Genomic DNA, 16,120 nt, shown 5'->3' with positions numbered 1-16,120 from the left:
CGGCCCCCGGCCCGGGTGGGATGGGCGGAGGGCCGCGAAGCCCGCTCAGGGTATGCACCGCCCAGGGCATGACAAAGGAGCCGAACGGTGTGTTGAACTCCCCTTCACTCCAATGGAGTTGAGGGGCGCGCGGCAGGTCCCGGGCGCCGGACCCGGCCGTCCGGACCCCCGTGGCGGCGCGGGTCCGGACGGCGGGTGCTACCAGCGGTCGCGGTGGATGACGTCGGCCACCGGGCGGCGCCGGACCGGGCCGAAGTTGCCCTGCGGCCATCCGACGGGAATGGCCGCGAAGGTCTGCATGTCCTCGGGGATGCCGAGGGCTTCCTTCCACTCCTGTTCCAGCATCAGGTGCCAGATGGTGATGTTCGCCGCGAGCCCCAGCGCCCGGGCGGCGAGCAGGACGTTCTGGACGCCCGGATACACGCACGAGCCCTCGGCGAGCGCCTGGAAACGGGTCTGGGTGCTCATCATGTGCTCGACCCCTGCCGGGCCGAGCGCCTGCGCGTAGACGGCCAGGCCCTCCTCCTCGATCCGGGGCTCCGGGAAGCGGTAACAGGGCACGATCAGCGCCGGCGTGTCGGCGAAGTGGTCACGCTGGTACTCGATCGCGGCGACCATCCGGCCGTACGCGGCGTCGTCCATGCCCTTCGGCGCGTACTTGCCGGTCGTCGCCAGATACGCGTCCACGCACCGCTTCCACAGCGGCGCCAGACGAGCCATCACCTCACGGTCCGTCACCACCACGTACTCGTAACACTGCATGTTGCCGCCGCTGGGGCCCCAGACGGCGGCCTGTATGAGCTGCTCAAGCGTCTCGTCCGGCACCGGCTCCGGTTTGAGGCGGCGCATCGCGCGCATCGTGGACATGGTGGAGAACAGGGCCTCGGCCTCGGCCGTGCCGGCTGCCTGCGTCGTTTCGGTCGTCATGATCGCGGATTTTACGGGCGAAGCGGGGCTGTGAGGAGGCCCGTTGATCAGTCTCCGGCCCGTGCGGTCCGCCGCGGCCGGACCGCACGGGCGCGTCAGCGGATTCGCACACCTGGACAGCCCCCCACCGCACGGGGGAACGCGGACGGGACCCGCCGCCGACAGGGCGTATAAAAGGTTCCTCCGGACCAGCCGGCGTCCCCCGAAGGCACGCAGACCCCACGCGGCAAGGCGTCACCGCGTACGACAGCGGAGGAGTGCCTCATGAGCACGGCAGACGAGATCAGCACCTTGCTGGTGGCGAATTTCGGAACCGACCCGGTGGCGATCAGCCCGCAGACGTCGCTCCGTCAGCTCAGGCTGGATTCCCTGGCCCTGGAGGAGCTGCGGCTCCTCATCGAGGACCGGATGGGCGTCGACCTCGACGACGTCCAGCTGACCTCGCGCGACACCGTCGGCCAGTTGGTCGACGCCGTGCACCGCAAGGCCGCGGCATGACGGCCCCGTACCGCCACCGCCCCGAGCCGTTCGCCGCCGCCGTCACCGGCATCGGCCTGGTCACCGCGGCCGGAATCGGCGCCGCCGCCACCTGGCGCGGCGTGTCCGAGGTGGCCGACGCCCCCTCGGTCCTGCACCGGCCCGAACTCCAGGGTCTGCCCTGCGACTTCATGTACACCATCACCGGCCTCGACACGAGGGCCGTGCTGGGGGTCGCGACCCTGCGGCTCATGGACCGCTTCTCGCAGCTCGCCGTCATCGCCGCCCGCGAGGCCGTCGCCGACGCCGGACTCGACCCCTCGGTCTGGGACAGCGGCCGCGTCGCCGTCGTCATCGGCTCCGCCCACGGCGGACTGCCCTTCTACGACGAGCAGCACACCGCCCTCACCGAGCGCGGCGCCCGCCGGGTGTCGCCGAAACTGGCCCCGCTCACCGTCGTCAACGGCGCCGCCAGCAGCGTCGCCACCGACCTCGGAGCACGCGGCCCGAGCCAGGCCGTCTCCACCGCCTGTTCCTCCGGCACCGTCGCGATCGGCACCGCCCACCAGATGCTGCGCACCGGCGCCTGCGACATCGTCGTCGCGGGCGGCGCCGAATCCGTCTGCTCCCGGCTGCTGATCGCCAGCGCCTGCCAGCTGAAGGCCGTCTCCACCCGGACCGACGACCCCGAGGCGGCGTGCCGGCCCTTCGACACCCACCGCGACGGCTTCGTCGTCGGCGAGGGCGCCGGCCTCCTCGTCCTGGAACGCCCCGAACACGCGGCGGCCCGGGGCGCCACCGTCCGCGCCCGCATCGCCGGCTACGGGGCCTCCAGCGACGCGTACTCCGCCGTCGCACCCGACCCCGACGGGCTCGGCATCGAACGGGCCCTGCGCACCGCACTCGCGGACGCCGGGGTGGCCGCCGCCGACATCGGCCACGTCAACGCCCACGGCACCTCGACCGTGGCGAACGACCTGATCGAGGCCACGATGCTGCGCCGGGTCCTCGGCGAGCACCCGCTGGTCACCTCGACCAAGGCGATGACCGGCCACACCCTCGGCGCCGCCGGCGGCATCGAGACCGCGCTCACCGTGCTCGCCCTTCAGCACCAGCTCGTGCCGCCCACCGTCAACCTCGACGCCCCCGACCCGGAGATCCCCGTCGACGTGGTGAGCAAGGAGGCCAGGCCGGGCGTGTTCGAGGCCGCCGTGAAGACCTCGCTCGGCTTCGGCGGGCACAACGCCGCACTCGTCGTCACCCGGGCCTGACCGCGCAGCGGACGTAAGGACGAGAAGCCAAGGACCAAGGACCAATGACCATGCCCGACGAGATCGTCCGGAACCTGTCGGTACACGGGCTGCGCTACAGCTACCGCGTCCTCGCACAGCCCTCGCCCCGCACCGAACCGGTCGTCATGCTCGGCGGCGCGCTGCAGGGGATGTACGGCTGGCCGCAGATGGACGAGCACCTCGGCCCGCACGCCACGGTCGTCACCGCCGACCTACCCGGCATGGGCGGCGCCGATCCGCTGCCGCCCGGCACCGGCGATGACCTCCTGTACGCCGCAGTCGCCGGCATCATCGACGACCTGGGCGTGGACCGGGTCAACCTCTTCGGCTTCTCCTACGGCACGTCGATCGCGTTCGGCTGCGCCCGGCAGGACCCCGGCCGGATCGCCCGGCTGGTCCTCGGCGGCGTGCCCGCGCACATCAGCGAAGCGCAGCGGAGCCAGTGGGGGCGGGCCGTCGAGCGGCTGGGGGCCGGCGACATGGAGGGCCTCGCCACCCTGACCGCAGAGGCGCTGATGTGTCTGGACCCGGCGCGCCGCGTCCACCGCAGGGAGCTCGCCCGGCGCTATGTCCGGCGGTCGTTCCTGCACGCGCTGACCCATTCCCCGCACGCGGCGCAGTCGCTGCGCCGGGCGCTGGGGCACCGGCCGGACTTCTCCGGCGGGCTGAGCGGGGTGCCCGCGCTCGTCTTCGCGGGCGAGCACGACACCGTGACCTCCCCCGAGCGGCAGCGCGCTTTCGCGGCGACGATCGAGGGCAGCCGCTTCCTGACGATCGGCGACTCCGACCACTGGGTCGTCCTCGAACGGCCCGACGACGTCGCGGACCTGGCCGCCCGCTTCTTCACCGACCGCCCCCTGGAGGCGGCACCCGCCCTGCGACCGCTCGCCGCGCTGCCGCGCCCAAGGACGGGCGCGGCAGGCACGGTCCTGCCGCGGCCGGGCCGCTGAGCGGCCCGGCCGGCCGGATCAGGGGCGGCCTTCGACCTTGACGCGCACGATCTGCGGGTCGTGGTCGCTCGCCTGGTCGGCGAACTCCGCGTTGATGTGCACCACGTCGTAGTCGAACCGCCCGATGCCGGGGCTCGTCAGGATGTGGTCCAGCGTCTGGGAGTTGCCCTCGTACACATAGCTGTACTGCTCGTCCGCCGGCAGCGTGGTGATGAGCGGCTTGAGCGCCTTGCCGGCCGTCAGCGCGGACATCGTCGGCGAGAACGCGAAGTCGTTGAGGTCGCCGAGCGTGACGACCCGCGCCGACTTGTCCGCCGCCAGCAGGGACTTCACGAAGGTGTTGACCTCCGCCGCCTGCTGGACCCGCTTCGTCTCCGAACTGCGCGACGGCTCCTGGTAGCGGCCGTGCAGAGGCTGGTCGCCGCCCTTGGAGGTGAAGTGGTTCCCGATGACGAACACCGGCTTGCCGTGGAAGCGGAATTCGCCGACCAGGGGCTTGCGGCTGTCGGCCCACGCCCCGCTCGCCGGGTCGATGCGGCCCGGCGACACCGACAGGGTGACGCCCTTCTTGGTGGGCACCGCGGTCACCGCCGTGGTCGCGTCGCCGCCCGGACGGTCCACGAAGGAGACGCGGTCCGGGTTGAAGAGGAAGACGTTGCGGATGTTGCCGCCGGGCTCACCGCCGTCCTGGCCGTCCTGCGGGGCGACGTACCGCCAGTCGTAACGGGGCCCGCCCGCCGCGACGATCGCGTCGGTGAACCGCTGCAGCGTCGCCTCGGAGCCGACCGTGCCGTCGCTGACCGCGCCGTTGTCGTCCTGGATCTCCTCCAGCGAGACGATGTCGGGGGACGAGAGGTTCACCGCGACGCCCTCGGCGAGCGTGTCGAACTTGGCCTGGTCGTCCAGCGCGTCCAGGTTCTCCACGTTGTACGTGGCGACGGCCAGCTCGCCGCCCTTCTGCGGCCGCGTGACCTCGCGGCGGAGGTGATGGTCGGTGAGCGTGCCGAGCTCGGTCGCCTGGAGGTTGTAGCCGCCGAACGAGGCGTAGTCGATCACGCCGGTGGTGGTGCCGGACAGCACGTCGCCCACGTTCCCGACGGGGAAGGGGCGCGTGGTGTCGAGCGACATCACCTTGATCCGGCCGCTGTTCTGGTCGGTGTACGAGGAGTACAGCGTGCCGCCGCGCCGGGTCGGGTTCTGCTCCGGGTCGACGGTCACCCAGATCTCGTCGTACGCGGTCGTGGCACCGGTGACGCGGGTGTCGGCGATCTGTACGCGGCTGCCTTCGAGGGCCTCGTAGAGGTCGAGGGCGTACGCCGACGGCTCCAGCGGCAGCGCGTCGATCGAGCCGCCGCCGCCCGAGGGGACGTAGGCGGCGGGCAGCGCGGCCGCGTCGAGCACCACCGGCGCCGGCAGGGCGTTGCCGGACGAGAGGACCGTGGTCCTCGGGGCGGTGATCTCGGTGATGGACTGGGTGGTGGCCGACGGGTAGTACTCGTCGACCTTGCCGCTGATCAGTACGGAGTCGCCCACCGCGACCGCCGGGGCGGCGGAGCCCGTGTAGACGAAGACGCCTTCGCCGGTGCGTGCGTCCGCGTCCGGGGTGGCGTCCTGGATCCAGAAACCGCGCGAACCCGTGGTGCGCACCGCGGTCACGATGCCGGGGACACCGGTCACCGCCTTGCCGTCGAGCGGGGAGACCCGGGTGGTGCCCTGGATGTCGTGCACGCGCACGGTGCCGGGCTCGGTCGGGTTGCCCGGGTCGCCCGGGTCAGTGCCGCCGCCGGACGTCTGCCCCGCGGCGTTGACGGGGGTGGGGGCGGCGGGGGACAGGTCCGCGCCGTTGTCGTCGGTGTCGGCCAGGGAGGCCGCGCGCGCCACGGACGCGGTGGCGGAGGCGCCAGTGGCCGGTCCGCTGCCTTCCCGGACGACCGCGGAGCCGTAGCCGACCAGGTCGACGACGCGGGCGTCGGCGGCACAGTCCGCCGCGGTCTTGCAGCTCAGCGGCGTGGTGCCGGAGACGAGCGCGACGGTGCCGCTGGCGGCGGACATGGCGACGGTGCCTGTGGCGTCCGGGGCGGGCAGGGCGACCGTGCCGCCGGTCCCGGCCGCTTGGGCGACCAGATAGCGGCCGCCGGGCGCGACGGAACCGGTCAGCGCCGAGACCTGCCACAGGGAGCCCGCGGACGGGGCGCCGGGCAGGTACTGGACGCTGAACCCGGACAGGTCGTACGCGGCGGAGCCGGCGTTGGCCAGCTCGACGAAGTCGCGGGTGAGCGTGGCTCCCGAGTTCCCGCCGCCGCCGTACACCTCGGAGATCACGGCGGTCGCGGACGGGGCCGCGAAGGCGGCGGGCAGCGCGGTCGCCGAGAGGGTCACGGCGACCGCGCCGGCCAGCAGGACGGAACGGGATCTGGATATGCGCACGGAGACTGCCCCTCAGAGTGTGATGAGGGGCATAAGCTATGCGCGTAGAACCGGTCGTGACAAGGGATCAGAGGTTAATTCCAGGAATCGCCCCGGCGGCCGGCCGGGGCGCGGGATTCAGGGGGCGTGGCAGCCCGTCGCCCGGGCTACCGCCGGTGCCTCAGCTCGCTGACCCGGAAGTCGCTGATCCGGAAGTGGCTCAGCACGGTGCGGAACGCGAAGTGCCCGCCCGTGTAGGGCTCGGGGTCGCGGTAGTCGAAGACCAGTCGCCCGTTGTCCCACCACTGGACCGTCGACCCGTCCGAGACGATCCGTACGTGGTTGGGTTCGTTGGCGGTCAGGAGCGGTTCCGTGTAGTCGAGCAGCAGCGGGCGGACGGCGGCCTCGCCGATGTAGCGCCGCAGTCGGGTCGTGGTGTTGTAGTTCGCGCCGTAGCCCGAGTAGTACGTCGTGAGGTAGTCGTACTCGGGGAGCGCGCCGCCGCGCCGGGTGGCGAAGAGGTCGCCGGGGGAGCGGACATCGCTCGCGTTCCAGAAGTTGTTGAGGTCGGAGACCCGGTCGTTGGCCCCGCCCTCGGAGACCGGGGTGGCGGTGTACTCCAGAAGGTAGGGACCACGCAGCGGCTGCCTGAACCAGACCGTGGCGCCGCCGGGCACATCGATGTCCAGAACGCCGCGCGAGGCGGTGACGCTGCCCCCGCTCTCCAGCTCGGCCGACCACTGACCGAGGCCGTGCCGGAACGAGTCGGAGGCGATGAGCCGGCCGCGCCGGGGGTGGGGCGGGCGCGGTGCCGCGGCTGCGGTGGCCGGGACCAGGGCCGACAGTGCGGCTGCGGCGGCCAGGGCCCCGAAACCGCGGCGGGTCGTGGGCGTCATGAGGTGAGGACTCCTTGGGTGCGGCGGGGGAGGAGGCGGACAGAGAAGCACTGTGGCGGTTGAAACGTTTCGACGCCAGTGTTGTGGGTGATCCCGCAACGGAACCGAAATACGCCGACCACGTTTCAACCGGATCCCGTCCCCACTACCGTCCGAGACGGTGGCGCACCACCGCAACGTGTCGGCTGTACACGCCACTTGTGCGGCTGTCCATGATGCGGGCAGTGGTTTGACCGGGTTACGTCATTCCGGCTACCTTGCGCGACATGCAGCGAACCACACACCTGACGACGCGAGGTCATGTCGACCTCAAGCGTGTGTGCTCCGCCGCGTGTCATCAGGACTGAGAGCACGGCGCCCGCGCGTCCGGCCACCGGGACATTCCCCCCGGGTTGGTCCCCGGATCACGCAGGGTGTTTCTCGCCACGGGACAGCAGACCGCCGAGCTGACACCACGTCAGCATGCGTCTGCCACGCCCTCCTTCGAGGAGCGCGCACCGCGTCACCCGCTGCCATCAAGGACCTGGAAGACACGTGAAGAGTCCGTCCGCGGCCGCCCGCCGCCCCAGCCCGCTGCTTCGCGCCGACATACCCTCCGCCGGATCTGCCCGCCGCGTCGGGGGTACCGGATCCGTGCTCGGGGCGATCCTCGACCACGGGCCGGTCGCCCGCTCCACTGTCGCCCGTCTCACCGGCCTCTCGCCCGCGTCCGTCAGCGGGCACGTCGGCCGGCTGCTCGCCCGCGGACTGGTCCGGGAGAGCGCGGAGACCTCCGGGCCCAAGGGGCTCGGCCGGCCGCACATCCCCGTCGAGATCGACACGGGCCGCTACCTGGTGGCCGGGGCGCACATCGCCGTCGCCCACTCCACCGTGTCCCTGATGGATCTGCGGGGCCGGATCGTGGCCGAGGAACGGCAGCCGCACCGCACCACTGACCCCCGCCGGATGCTCGGTGAACTCGTCGCCCGTCTGGGCCGGTTGGCCGCCGCGCACGGAAGCGGACGCACGGTGCTCGCCCTGGGCTTCGCCACCGGCCACCGGGTCGACCCCGTGGCCGGTGTGATCGTGGAGCATCCCCAGCTCGGCTGGCGCGATGTGCCGGTCCGCGACATCCTCGGCGCCGCGACCGGTCTGCCGGTCCATGTGGACAGCCACTCCCGGGCGTTGGCGCGGGCCGAGCAGCTGTTCGGCGAGACGTCGACCCGGACCAGCACGGTCCTGCTGTTCGTCGGCGCCGTCGTGGACGCCGCCTTCGCCACCGAGGGGGCCATGCACCGGGGTCCGCGCTCCGGGGCCGGCAGTGTGGCGCATCTGCCGCTCGGGGCAGGCGGGACGGGCGGCACGGAACCGTGCGCCTGCGGGCGGTCCGGGTGCCTCCAGTCGGAGGTGTCGGAGCGGGCCATGGTGCGGCGTGCTGCCGGGAAGGGGCTGGCCGTCGGATCGTTTCCGGAGCTGCTGGAACAGGCGCTGGCCGGTGAGGAGCGGGCCGTCGCGCTGTTCCGCCGCAGGGCGCGCCTGGTGGGCCGGGCCGCGGCGCTCCTGCTGGACATGTTCGATCCCGAGGTCCTCGTCGTCGTCGAGCCGGGAGTCGGCCGGATCCCGGAGTGTATGGATGACCTGCGGGCGGAGGTGGCGGAGCGTTCCTGGGTCTGCGACGACCCGGAGCGGGTCGTCGTGCCGACCAGCTTCACCGGTTCGGTCCTGGCGACGGCCGGGGGCGCGGTGGCGCTCGGTGCGCTGTACGCCGACCCCCTCGGTGCCTGGCCCGCGCCGGCGGCGGCCTCCTGACGCCCCTTCGATTCCGTACGCGACTTAATTCAGGCAGTTGCATTGTTGACCGGACGCCGGACCGAACGAGATGATGGATTCATGACCAGCCGACAGCGGAATTCAAGGTACGCGTCCTCGGCGACGCGTGACTTCCGCTCGGCTGCCGCGCCGGCGCCGATTTCCGCCCGGCCGCTGTGTTGTCGCCCCTGTCCGGGCCTCCGGTAAACACCTGCTGAATTTCGTCCGAGTCCGCGCACAATGCGCCGCCTCGCGCTTTCGGCCTGCATTTTTTTCGTGCATCCCAGGCAATTCCCTGCCTCCTTTCCAGATTTCCACCCCGGGAGAGACGTTGACCGTCACCGTGTCCTCATACCTGGCGCCGTCCGCGAAGGGTGTCGCCCCCGACCGGTTCAAGAAGGCGTTCCGCCGCTATCCCGCCGGAGTCGTCGTCATCACCGCCGACGCGGGCCACGGCCCCATCGGCTTCACCGCGACCTCGCTCAGTTCGCTGTCGCTCGATCCGCCGCTGGTGTCGTTCGGCATCGGTACCGGCACCTCGTCCTGGCCGCACATCGAACGGGCCGGCACCGCCGTCGTGAACTTCCTCGGCGCCGAACAGCAGACCCTGGCCACCACCTTCGCGACCAGCGGCATCGACCGGTTCGCCGCGCCCACCCGCTGGCGCCGCCTGCCGGAGGGGGAGCCGGTGCTCGACGGGGTGACCGGCTGGCTGCGGCTGGAGACCGAGCAGATCGTCCCGGCCGGCGACCACCGCATCGTCATCGCCCGGGTGGTGGACGCCCGGCTCGACGAGGGACGCAGCCCGCTCCTCTTCCACGACGGCTCCTACCACTCCCTCTGACAGCCGCCCACCCCGGAAACCTACGGATCAGGAATTCACCATGACACGCCACGACACACACAGGACCGTCGGCCGCAGGTCGTTTCTCGCCCTCGCCGGCGGAACGGCCATCGGCGCTCTCGCCGCCTGCTCACCCCAGGTCAAAACAGCGGCGAGCGCCGAGCCGTCCGGGAAACTCCCCTCGGGGGCGCCGCCGCCAGGCACGAAACTCTCCGTAGCCGTCCACACCACGCAACTCCAGCTCAAGCCGGCCGGACTGGAGAAGGATCTCCACTTCACCGTCTCGCAATGGCCCAATCTGGCCGCGGGCCCCGATATCATCCAGGGATTCCGGGCCCACTCCATCGACCTCGCGGTCAACGCCGGAATTCCGCCGATCCAGGCCCATGCCATCGGCGTCGGAGCGAAGATCGTCGCCGTACAGGCCCGGAACCGTCCCTCGTACGTTTTCGCGACCGCACCCGGCTCGGAGATCAGGTCCGTGGCCGACTTCCGCGGGAAGAAGATCGGTTTCTCCCAGGGCCAGGCACAGGGCGTCGTCGTCCTGCGCGCGTTGAAGAAGGCGGGCATCGCCAACAAGGACGTCGAACTGGTCGCCCTGCCCAGCACCCAGTTCCTCACCGCCCTGCAGTCCCGCCAGGTCGATGTGGCACCGTTGGCCGAACCGACCCTCACCAAGTACCTCGACCAGTACGGGAAGGACGGGGCGCGCGGGGTGACGACCGACGTCGTGGACCTGCTCACGGTCCTCTGGGCGCCCAACGAGGTGCTGAACGACCCGGCCAAGGCCGCCGCCGTCCGCGGTTTCATCCCCGTGTGGGCCCGGGGACTGACCTGGGCCTGGGAGAACAGCGACGAGTGGATCGACACCTACTACGTCAAGGACCAGGGCGTATCCCGCGAGGACGGCAAGCGCATCATCGCCTCCCTCCACAAGCCGCAGTTCCCCGTCAGCTGGGACAAGGCCATCGCCTGGGAGCAGGAGACGGCCGACCTGATGGCCGAGGGCGGCTTCGTACCGAAGCAGGACGTCGCCGCACTGTTCGACCGCCGCTTCGAGGGGATCGCGGCCAAGGCCGTGGCCGACCGGTACCGGGAGACGTCATGACCGAACTGCTGACGAACACCCGCACGACAAGCCGCACGGCCACCAGCGCCGCGCCCGGAGAGACCGGGGGACCGGACCGGGGGCGCCCTGCGGAGGTCAAGAGCACCGCGCCCGCACCGCGCACCACTCGCAGACGCCTCGGCCCGGGCCGCGCCATCCCCTTCGGGCGGCTGATCGGCCCGGTGCTGGTCATCGCCCTGTGGTGGTTCGCCTCGGCCATCGGCTACCTCGACCCGCGCATCCTGTCCGGACCCGGCACGGTCCTGTCCACCGCGTCCGACCTCATCTCCAGCGGCCGGCTCCAGGACAACGTCCTCATCTCGCTCCAGCGCGCCGGGCTCGGCCTGCTCTTCGGAGTGGCCGCCGGGGTCCTCCTCGCCGTCGCCGCCGGGCTCAGCCGCACCGGCGAGTACCTCCTCGACGGGCCGCTCCAGATCAAGCGCGCGATCCCGTCCCTGGCCATGCTCCCGCTGCTGATCCTCTGGCTCGGCATCGGCGAACAGATGAAGGTCACCGTCATCGCGCTCGGCGTCGCGGTGAACATGTACATCAACACGTACGCCTCACTGACCGGCATCGACAGCAAGTACGTGGAACTCGCCGAGGGCCTGGACCTGAGCCGGGCGCAGTTCGTCCGCAAGGTCGTCGTGCCCGGTTCGCTGCCCGGGTTCTTCGTCGGGCTGCGCCTCGGCGTCACCGCGTCGTGGCTCGGGCTGATCGTCGTCGAGCAGGTCAACGCCACCAGCGGCATCGGTTACATGATGTTCCAGGCCCAGCAGTACGCCCAGTCCGACGTGATCATCGTGGGCCTGGTGGCCTACGGGATCTTCGGCTTCGCATCGGACGCGGCGGTACGCGCCGTCGAGAGGAGGGTCCTGTCATGGCGACGCACGCTGGCGGGGTGAACCCCGCCCACGGGACCGGCACGACCGCGCTCGCGGACCCCGCCATCCGCACCAGGAATCTCGTCCGCCGGTTCGGCGACCGCGACATCCTCAAGGAGCTCGATCTCACCGTCGCACCGGGCGAGTTCACCGCGCTGCTCGGGCGCAGCGGCTCCGGCAAGTCCACCCTGCTGCGTGCCGTCGCCCGGCTCGATCACACCGTCGAGGGCTCCGGCGAACTGACCGTCCCCGACCGGGTCTCCCTCTCCTTCCAGGACTCCCGGCTGCTGCCCTGGCTCCGGGTGATCGACAACGTGACCCTCGGGCTGCGTGGCCCCAAGGCGCGCGAACGCGGGCTCACCGCCCTCGCCGAGGTCGGCCTGGAAGGCCGCGACCGGTCCTGGCCGCACGAGCTGTCGGGCGGCGAACAGCAGCGCGCCGCACTCGCCCGCGCCCTGGTCCGCGAGCCGGAACTCCTCCTGGCCGACGAACCGTTCGGGGCCCTGGACGCCCTGACCCGGATCAAGATGCACGGCCTGCTGCGCGAACTCTACGAGCGCCACCGCCCCGCGGTGCTCCTGGTCACGCACGACGTCGACGAGGCCGTCGAACTCGCCGACCGGGTCCTCGTCCTGGAGGACGGCCGGATCTCCGTCGACCTCGCCGTCGACCTGCCCAACCCGCGCTCCCGCCGCGACCCCCGGTTCCAGGAGTACCGCGACACCCTGCTCACCGCCCTGGGGGTCACCCAGCCCCACACCCTCCCGGACCAGAAGGAATCCCATGCCCGGCAAGCCTGAGCGCAAGCAACTGCACCTCAACGCCTTCCTGATGTCCACCGGCCACCACGAGGCGTCCTGGCGGCTTCCGGAGAGCCCGGCCGAGGCCAACGCCGACATCGAGCACTACAAGAACCTTGCCCGGATCGCCGAACGCGGCAGGCTGGACTCGCTGTTCCTCGCCGACAGTCCCGTCCTGATGGGCGACCCCGGGCGGCGGCCCGCCGCCAAACTGGAGCCGACCGTCCTGCTCACCGCGCTCGCCGGGGCCACCCGCCACATCGGTCTGATCGCCACCGCGTCGACGAGCTACAACGAGCCGTACAACCTGGCCCGCCGCTTCGCCTCGCTGGACCACGTCTCATCAGGCCGGGCCGGCTGGAACATCGTCACCACCGCGGGCGCCGACGCGGCCCGCAACTTCGGCCTGGACGACACCCCGCTGCACCGCGACCGCTACCGGCGGGCCGGCGAGTTCGTCGAGGTGTCCACCAAGCTCTGGGACAGCTGGGCCGACGACGCAGTGATCGCCGACAAGGAACGCGGCGTCCACGCCCTGGCCGAACGGGTCCGGAAGATCGGCCACCGCGGTGAGTTCTTCCGCGTCGACGGCCCCCTGAATGTACAACGCCCCCCGCAGGGCTATCCGTTGCTCGTGCAGGCCGGATCGAGCGAGGACGGCAAGGACTTCGCGGCGCGGTACGCGGAGGCGGTGTTCACCGCGCAGCAGACCCTGGAGGAGGGCGTCGCCTTCTACAAGGACGTCAAGCAGCGCGCGGAGGCCCTCGGCCGCCACCCGGACGGCATCAAGATCCTGCCCGGCATCGTGCCCGTGATCGGTGACACCGAGGCGGAGGCCCTGGCGCTGGACGCCGAACTGGACCACCTCATCGTTCCCGAGTACGCCAAGCGCCAGCTCGCGCAGGGCCTGAAGCTCGCGCCCGAGGACCTGGACCTCGACGCGGAACTCCCCGAGGACATCCCCACCGAGGACGAGATCGAGGGGGCCAAGAGCCGATACACCCTCATCGTGGAACTGGCCAGGCGCGAGCGGCTGACGGTACGTCAGCTCATCGGGCGGCTCGGCGGCGGCCGGGGCCACCGCACCTTCGCCGGCACCGCCGAGCAGGTCGCCGACACCATCGAGCAGTGGTACGACAGCGGGGCCGCCGACGGTTTCAACATCATGCCCGCCGTCCTGCCGTCCGGGCTGGAGGTCTTCGTCGACCGGGTCGTCCCGATCCTCCAGGAACGCGGCCTCTTCCGTACGGAGTACACGGCGAGCACCCTGCGCGGACATTACGGGCTGCCGCGGCCCGCCAACCGGCTCTTCGAGACCGTCGACCGCAGTGAGGGCCACTTCGGCATCGGTCTGGCGGAGGTCCGCTGACGGACTGCCCGGACGGGGCGGCCGGGAGACACCGGCTGCCCCGTCCGAGGGCCGTCGCTGCCGGTCATGCCCCGGGCACGCGGTCCAGGAATCCGCTGACCGAGCTGATCCGCCCGTCGTCGGCGAGGGTGATCACGTCCGAACCTGCGACGGGCGCCGAACCATCGGCCGCGGCGACCAGTTCCCAGCTGAAGCGGGCGAGGGCGTGGTGCCCGTCCACCGCGCCGGCCGGCCGGAAGGCGAACCCGGGGAACTGCTTCTGGGCGCCGCCGATCGCGGCGGCCAGCTCCTCGTGCCCCCGTACGTCGGCCAGCGGGTCGGTGTACGTGGCGTCCTCGGTGAACGCGGCGGCGACGGCCTTCTCCAGCTCCTCGGGGCCGGCGGCGTTCCAGGCGGCGAAGTAGCGCTGGACGGCCTCGTCGTAAGCGGTCATCGTGCGGTCCTCTCCCTCGGCCCCGGCCGCTGGGCCGGAGCGCTGTGCTGGTGAGGAACACGATGTCCGACGGGGCCGGAGGCGTCGATTACCTCCGGGGTAAGGGCGAAAGGGAAGACGCGTCGGTCCGGTGCTTCACAATGACAGCCGGCCGTGCTTCACAGCTACAGCCGGCCGTCCGGAATCACGTGCATGGCGGCCTCCTCGGCGGACGCCGCCGCGCCGTCGATCCCGACATCCTCGCCGGCCATGGTGTCCGGTTCCTTGAGGTCCAGGTCCCGGGTCAGCCGGCCGGCGCGGACCTCCCCGACCTCCCCGTCCCAGGGCTCCCCGTCCCCGTCGGGCAGATCGCCCATGTCGTCGCCGGGAGGATCGGCGGCCTCGGGCAGCTCCCGTGCCAGCCGGCCGTCCAGCGGCTCCCCGGTGAGCTGCTCGGACGCGGTGGTGCCCCGGTCCTCCACGGCCCAGGGCCGCTCCGGCGGCGAGTACCCCTCGTCCAGGGCGTCGGCGAGCTGCCGGTTGTGGAGGGTCTCCTCCGTGTCGAGCTGCTCGACGGGGTCGGAGGCGTCCCGCTCCTGGGGCTGGTACACATCGTCGCCGCGAGGGTCGGCACCATCCATGACAATTCCCTTCCCGGTGTCGGGGATCCCGGGTCATGCCTGCCGTACGACGCGGGAGCAAGGGGCGTTTCAGCCCGATCGCCAATGAACTTCCCTTACCTTCTTCAGGATAGGCAGCCGGGGCCGGGGCCCGCACCGTGCGGCCGTGCGCGGGCGGGGAGGGCCGGTCTGCGAGACCATGGAGGGTGCAGGCCGGACCGCGGACGCCGCGGAAGGAGAGCGCGTCCGGAAGACCCGGTCCGGACAGGCTGCCCGAAGGCCGTCGTGGGAGAGGCCGTCATGGATTACCCGGAGAGTTATCAGCTGGTGTTTCAGTCGTCGGCCGTGGAGGACGACGCAGTGATCGTCCGGCGGACCACGCAGTCGGGGGCGGGCGGATATCCGGTCTACGAGGACGAGACCGGGATCATCCGCGCGGAGATCAGTGAACGCGGAGAGGTGCGCATGATCGCCAGTGGCGGGCACCAGATGCTGGGGACGCCGCTGGTGGTGCCGGAGCAGAACGCCTGACTGCGTCCACCCGTGCCCCCGGGGGCGTCCCTACGCCCTCGGGGTCTTTATCACGCGCGCACGCCCACCGACATCGCGCCGAAGCAGGACAATGCGTGGCGAGCTGTCCAACACTTGGTCGAAATTTTGCCCCCGAGGGGCTGCATCCGGGGTGCACCAGGCACACTCGACCTGTAGGAATCTGGCCACGAAGAGGATCACGCATGATCACGTTGAAGAAGGAAGACGGCCCGGCGGATCTGGACGGGGTGACCCACCTGTCCATCGGGGTGTCGTGGGATGCCACCGTCGGCGCCAGTGGCGGGCTGATGGGGAAGCTTCGCCAGAAGAAGGGCACCGACCTCGACCTGATCGCGATCGCGATGCAGGGCGCGGAGCCCGTACGCCTGGCCGGCCTGGACTCCCTGGACCCGCTGGGCAACGGCTCGCTCGCCCACAGCGGCGACAACCAGACCGGGCACGGTGACGGCGACGACGAGACGGTGACGGTCGATTTCGCCAGGATCCCGGCCAACATCACGTCCATCGTCTTCATCGCCGCCGCGTACAAGAAGCACAGCTCCTTCCAGAGCGCGCGCAACATCAGCTTCAAGGTGTACGACGCGACGGGCGGCACCACCCAGCAGGTCGCCGACATCTGGCCGAGCCTGCTCAGCAGCGACAACGGCTGCGCCGTCGCCAAGGCCATGCGGGCCGGCGGGAGCTGGAAGCTCGAGGTGATCAACGAGACGGGGAAGATCAAGCAGGGCGACGAGCAGGCCCTGATGCGTTTCGCGGTCAGCAAGTAACACCTCTCGCCCGTGAGCCCCCGGCCCC

Annotated in this window: 16 protein-coding genes; 11 read left to right on the top strand and 5 right to left on the bottom strand. The window is 71.4% G+C overall.

Annotated features, from left to right (window positions below):
* Window positions 1-198 precede the first annotated feature (198 nt).
* Window positions 199-927 (bottom strand): nitroreductase family protein, encoded by a 729-nt coding sequence (locus tag ABTX18_RS26965; protein WP_352125343.1) that lies wholly within the window; start codon window positions 925-927, stop codon window positions 199-201.
* 264 nt (window positions 928-1,191) lie between these two features.
* Between ABTX18_RS26965 and ABTX18_RS26960 the strand changes: the two genes are divergently transcribed.
* From ABTX18_RS26960 to ABTX18_RS26950, 3 genes are read left to right on the top strand one after another with little or no spacing between them, the layout of a single operon-like run.
* Window positions 1,192-1,425: an acyl carrier protein gene (locus tag ABTX18_RS26960; protein WP_352125342.1), complete on the top strand. Its 234-nt coding sequence runs from the start codon at window positions 1,192-1,194 to the stop codon at window positions 1,423-1,425.
* On the top strand, window positions 1,422-2,675 hold the full coding sequence (locus ABTX18_RS26955; RefSeq protein WP_352125341.1) for a beta-ketoacyl-[acyl-carrier-protein] synthase family protein: 1,254 nt from the start codon (window positions 1,422-1,424) through the stop codon (window positions 2,673-2,675). The genes ABTX18_RS26960 and ABTX18_RS26955 overlap by 4 nt, the downstream gene beginning before the upstream one ends.
* A gap of 50 nt (window positions 2,676-2,725) precedes the next feature.
* Complete coding sequence (locus ABTX18_RS26950; RefSeq protein ID WP_352125340.1) at window positions 2,726-3,646, top strand: alpha/beta fold hydrolase; 921 nt, start codon at window positions 2,726-2,728, stop codon at window positions 3,644-3,646.
* An 18-nt stretch (window positions 3,647-3,664) separates the two neighbouring features.
* Here the strand turns inward: ABTX18_RS26950 and ABTX18_RS26945 are convergent, their stop codons facing one another.
* Window positions 3,665-6,073 (bottom strand): DUF8508 domain-containing protein, encoded by a 2,409-nt coding sequence (locus tag ABTX18_RS26945; protein WP_352125339.1) that lies wholly within the window; start codon window positions 6,071-6,073, stop codon window positions 3,665-3,667.
* A 146-nt stretch (window positions 6,074-6,219) separates the two neighbouring features.
* Complete coding sequence (locus tag ABTX18_RS26940) at window positions 6,220-6,948, bottom strand: DUF6250 domain-containing protein (RefSeq protein WP_352125338.1); 729 nt, start codon at window positions 6,946-6,948, stop codon at window positions 6,220-6,222.
* Window positions 6,949-7,482: 534 nt separating this feature from the next.
* On the opposite strand from ABTX18_RS26940, the gene ABTX18_RS26935 reads away from it, so the two are divergent.
* The 6 genes from ABTX18_RS26935 to ABTX18_RS26910 all read left to right on the top strand — a co-directional run bounded on the left by ABTX18_RS26935 (window position 7,483) and on the right by ABTX18_RS26910 (window position 13,741).
* Entirely contained in the window at window positions 7,483-8,736 is a 1,254-nt protein-coding gene (locus tag ABTX18_RS26935) for an ROK family transcriptional regulator (RefSeq protein ID WP_352125337.1), read from the top strand.
* A gap of 331 nt (window positions 8,737-9,067) precedes the next feature.
* Complete coding sequence (locus ABTX18_RS26930) at window positions 9,068-9,580, top strand: flavin reductase family protein (protein WP_352125336.1); 513 nt, start codon at window positions 9,068-9,070, stop codon at window positions 9,578-9,580.
* 40 nt (window positions 9,581-9,620) lie between these two features.
* On the top strand, window positions 9,621-10,688 hold the full coding sequence (locus ABTX18_RS26925) for an ABC transporter substrate-binding protein (RefSeq protein WP_352125335.1): 1,068 nt from the start codon (window positions 9,621-9,623) through the stop codon (window positions 10,686-10,688).
* Window positions 10,685-11,593: an ABC transporter permease gene (locus ABTX18_RS26920; protein WP_352125334.1), complete on the top strand. Its 909-nt coding sequence runs from the start codon at window positions 10,685-10,687 to the stop codon at window positions 11,591-11,593. The genes ABTX18_RS26925 and ABTX18_RS26920 overlap by 4 nt, the downstream gene beginning before the upstream one ends.
* Complete coding sequence (locus ABTX18_RS26915; protein WP_352125333.1) at window positions 11,569-12,372, top strand: ABC transporter ATP-binding protein; 804 nt, start codon at window positions 11,569-11,571, stop codon at window positions 12,370-12,372. Before ABTX18_RS26920 ends, ABTX18_RS26915 begins: the two co-directional genes overlap by 25 nt.
* Window positions 12,356-13,741, top strand: coding sequence for an LLM class flavin-dependent oxidoreductase (locus tag ABTX18_RS26910; protein ID WP_352125332.1), 1,386 nt, complete (start codon window positions 12,356-12,358; stop codon window positions 13,739-13,741). The genes ABTX18_RS26915 and ABTX18_RS26910 overlap by 17 nt, the downstream gene beginning before the upstream one ends.
* 64 nt (window positions 13,742-13,805) lie before the next feature.
* On the opposite strand, the gene ABTX18_RS26905 is transcribed toward ABTX18_RS26910, so the two are convergent.
* Together ABTX18_RS26905 and ABTX18_RS26900 are read right to left on the bottom strand one after the other, a co-directional pair.
* The gene (locus tag ABTX18_RS26905; RefSeq protein WP_352125331.1) at window positions 13,806-14,174 is read right to left on the bottom strand and encodes a nuclear transport factor 2 family protein; all 369 of its coding nucleotides are present in this window, start codon (window positions 14,172-14,174) and stop codon (window positions 13,806-13,808) included.
* 164 nt (window positions 14,175-14,338) lie between these two features.
* The gene (locus ABTX18_RS26900) at window positions 14,339-14,794 is read right to left on the bottom strand and encodes a DUF5709 domain-containing protein (protein WP_352125330.1); all 456 of its coding nucleotides are present in this window, start codon (window positions 14,792-14,794) and stop codon (window positions 14,339-14,341) included.
* Window positions 14,795-15,073: 279 nt separating this feature from the next.
* Here ABTX18_RS26900 and ABTX18_RS26895 point away from each other — a divergent pair, with 279 nt between their 5' ends.
* Window positions 15,074-15,304, top strand: a complete 231-nt coding sequence (locus ABTX18_RS26895) for a DUF6296 family protein (RefSeq protein ID WP_352125329.1) — start codon at window positions 15,074-15,076, stop codon at window positions 15,302-15,304.
* A gap of 203 nt (window positions 15,305-15,507) precedes the next feature.
* Window positions 15,508-16,092, top strand: coding sequence for a TerD family protein (locus ABTX18_RS26890; protein ID WP_352125328.1), 585 nt, complete (start codon window positions 15,508-15,510; stop codon window positions 16,090-16,092).
* Window positions 16,093-16,120 lie beyond the last annotated feature (28 nt).

It is taken from the genome of Streptomyces sp. NPDC096323, from assembly GCF_040302845.1.
Classification (GTDB): Bacteria; Actinomycetota; Actinomycetes; order Streptomycetales; family Streptomycetaceae; genus Streptomyces.
The sequence above is the reverse complement of the archived record's forward strand: the minus strand, read 5'-3'. Positions and strand labels throughout refer to the sequence as shown.

Bases quoted from the DNA above. Each gene is read 5' to 3' on its own strand.
- ABTX18_RS26965 (WP_352125343.1), bottom strand. From the start codon at position 927: ATGACGACCGAAACGACGCAGGCAGCCGGCACGGCCGAGGCCGAGGCC.
- ABTX18_RS26960 (WP_352125342.1), top strand. From the start codon at position 1,192: ATGAGCACGGCAGACGAGATCAGCACCTTGCTGGTGGCGAATTTCGGA.
- ABTX18_RS26955 (WP_352125341.1), top strand. From the start codon at position 1,422: ATGACGGCCCCGTACCGCCACCGCCCCGAGCCGTTCGCCGCCGCCGTC.
- ABTX18_RS26950 (WP_352125340.1), top strand. From the start codon at position 2,726: ATGCCCGACGAGATCGTCCGGAACCTGTCGGTACACGGGCTGCGCTAC.
- ABTX18_RS26940 (WP_352125338.1), bottom strand. From the start codon at position 6,948: ATGACGCCCACGACCCGCCGCGGTTTCGGGGCCCTGGCCGCCGCAGCC.
- ABTX18_RS26925 (WP_352125335.1), top strand. From the start codon at position 9,621: ATGACACGCCACGACACACACAGGACCGTCGGCCGCAGGTCGTTTCTC.
- ABTX18_RS26920 (WP_352125334.1), top strand. From the start codon at position 10,685: ATGACCGAACTGCTGACGAACACCCGCACGACAAGCCGCACGGCCACC.
- ABTX18_RS26915 (WP_352125333.1), top strand. From the start codon at position 11,569: ATGGCGACGCACGCTGGCGGGGTGAACCCCGCCCACGGGACCGGCACG.
- ABTX18_RS26910 (WP_352125332.1), top strand. From the start codon at position 12,356: ATGCCCGGCAAGCCTGAGCGCAAGCAACTGCACCTCAACGCCTTCCTG.
- ABTX18_RS26905 (WP_352125331.1), bottom strand. From the start codon at position 14,174: ATGACCGCTTACGACGAGGCCGTCCAGCGCTACTTCGCCGCCTGGAAC.
- ABTX18_RS26900 (WP_352125330.1), bottom strand. From the start codon at position 14,794: ATGGATGGTGCCGACCCTCGCGGCGACGATGTGTACCAGCCCCAGGAG.
- ABTX18_RS26895 (WP_352125329.1), top strand. From the start codon at position 15,074: ATGGATTACCCGGAGAGTTATCAGCTGGTGTTTCAGTCGTCGGCCGTG.
- ABTX18_RS26890 (WP_352125328.1), top strand. From the start codon at position 15,508: ATGATCACGTTGAAGAAGGAAGACGGCCCGGCGGATCTGGACGGGGTG.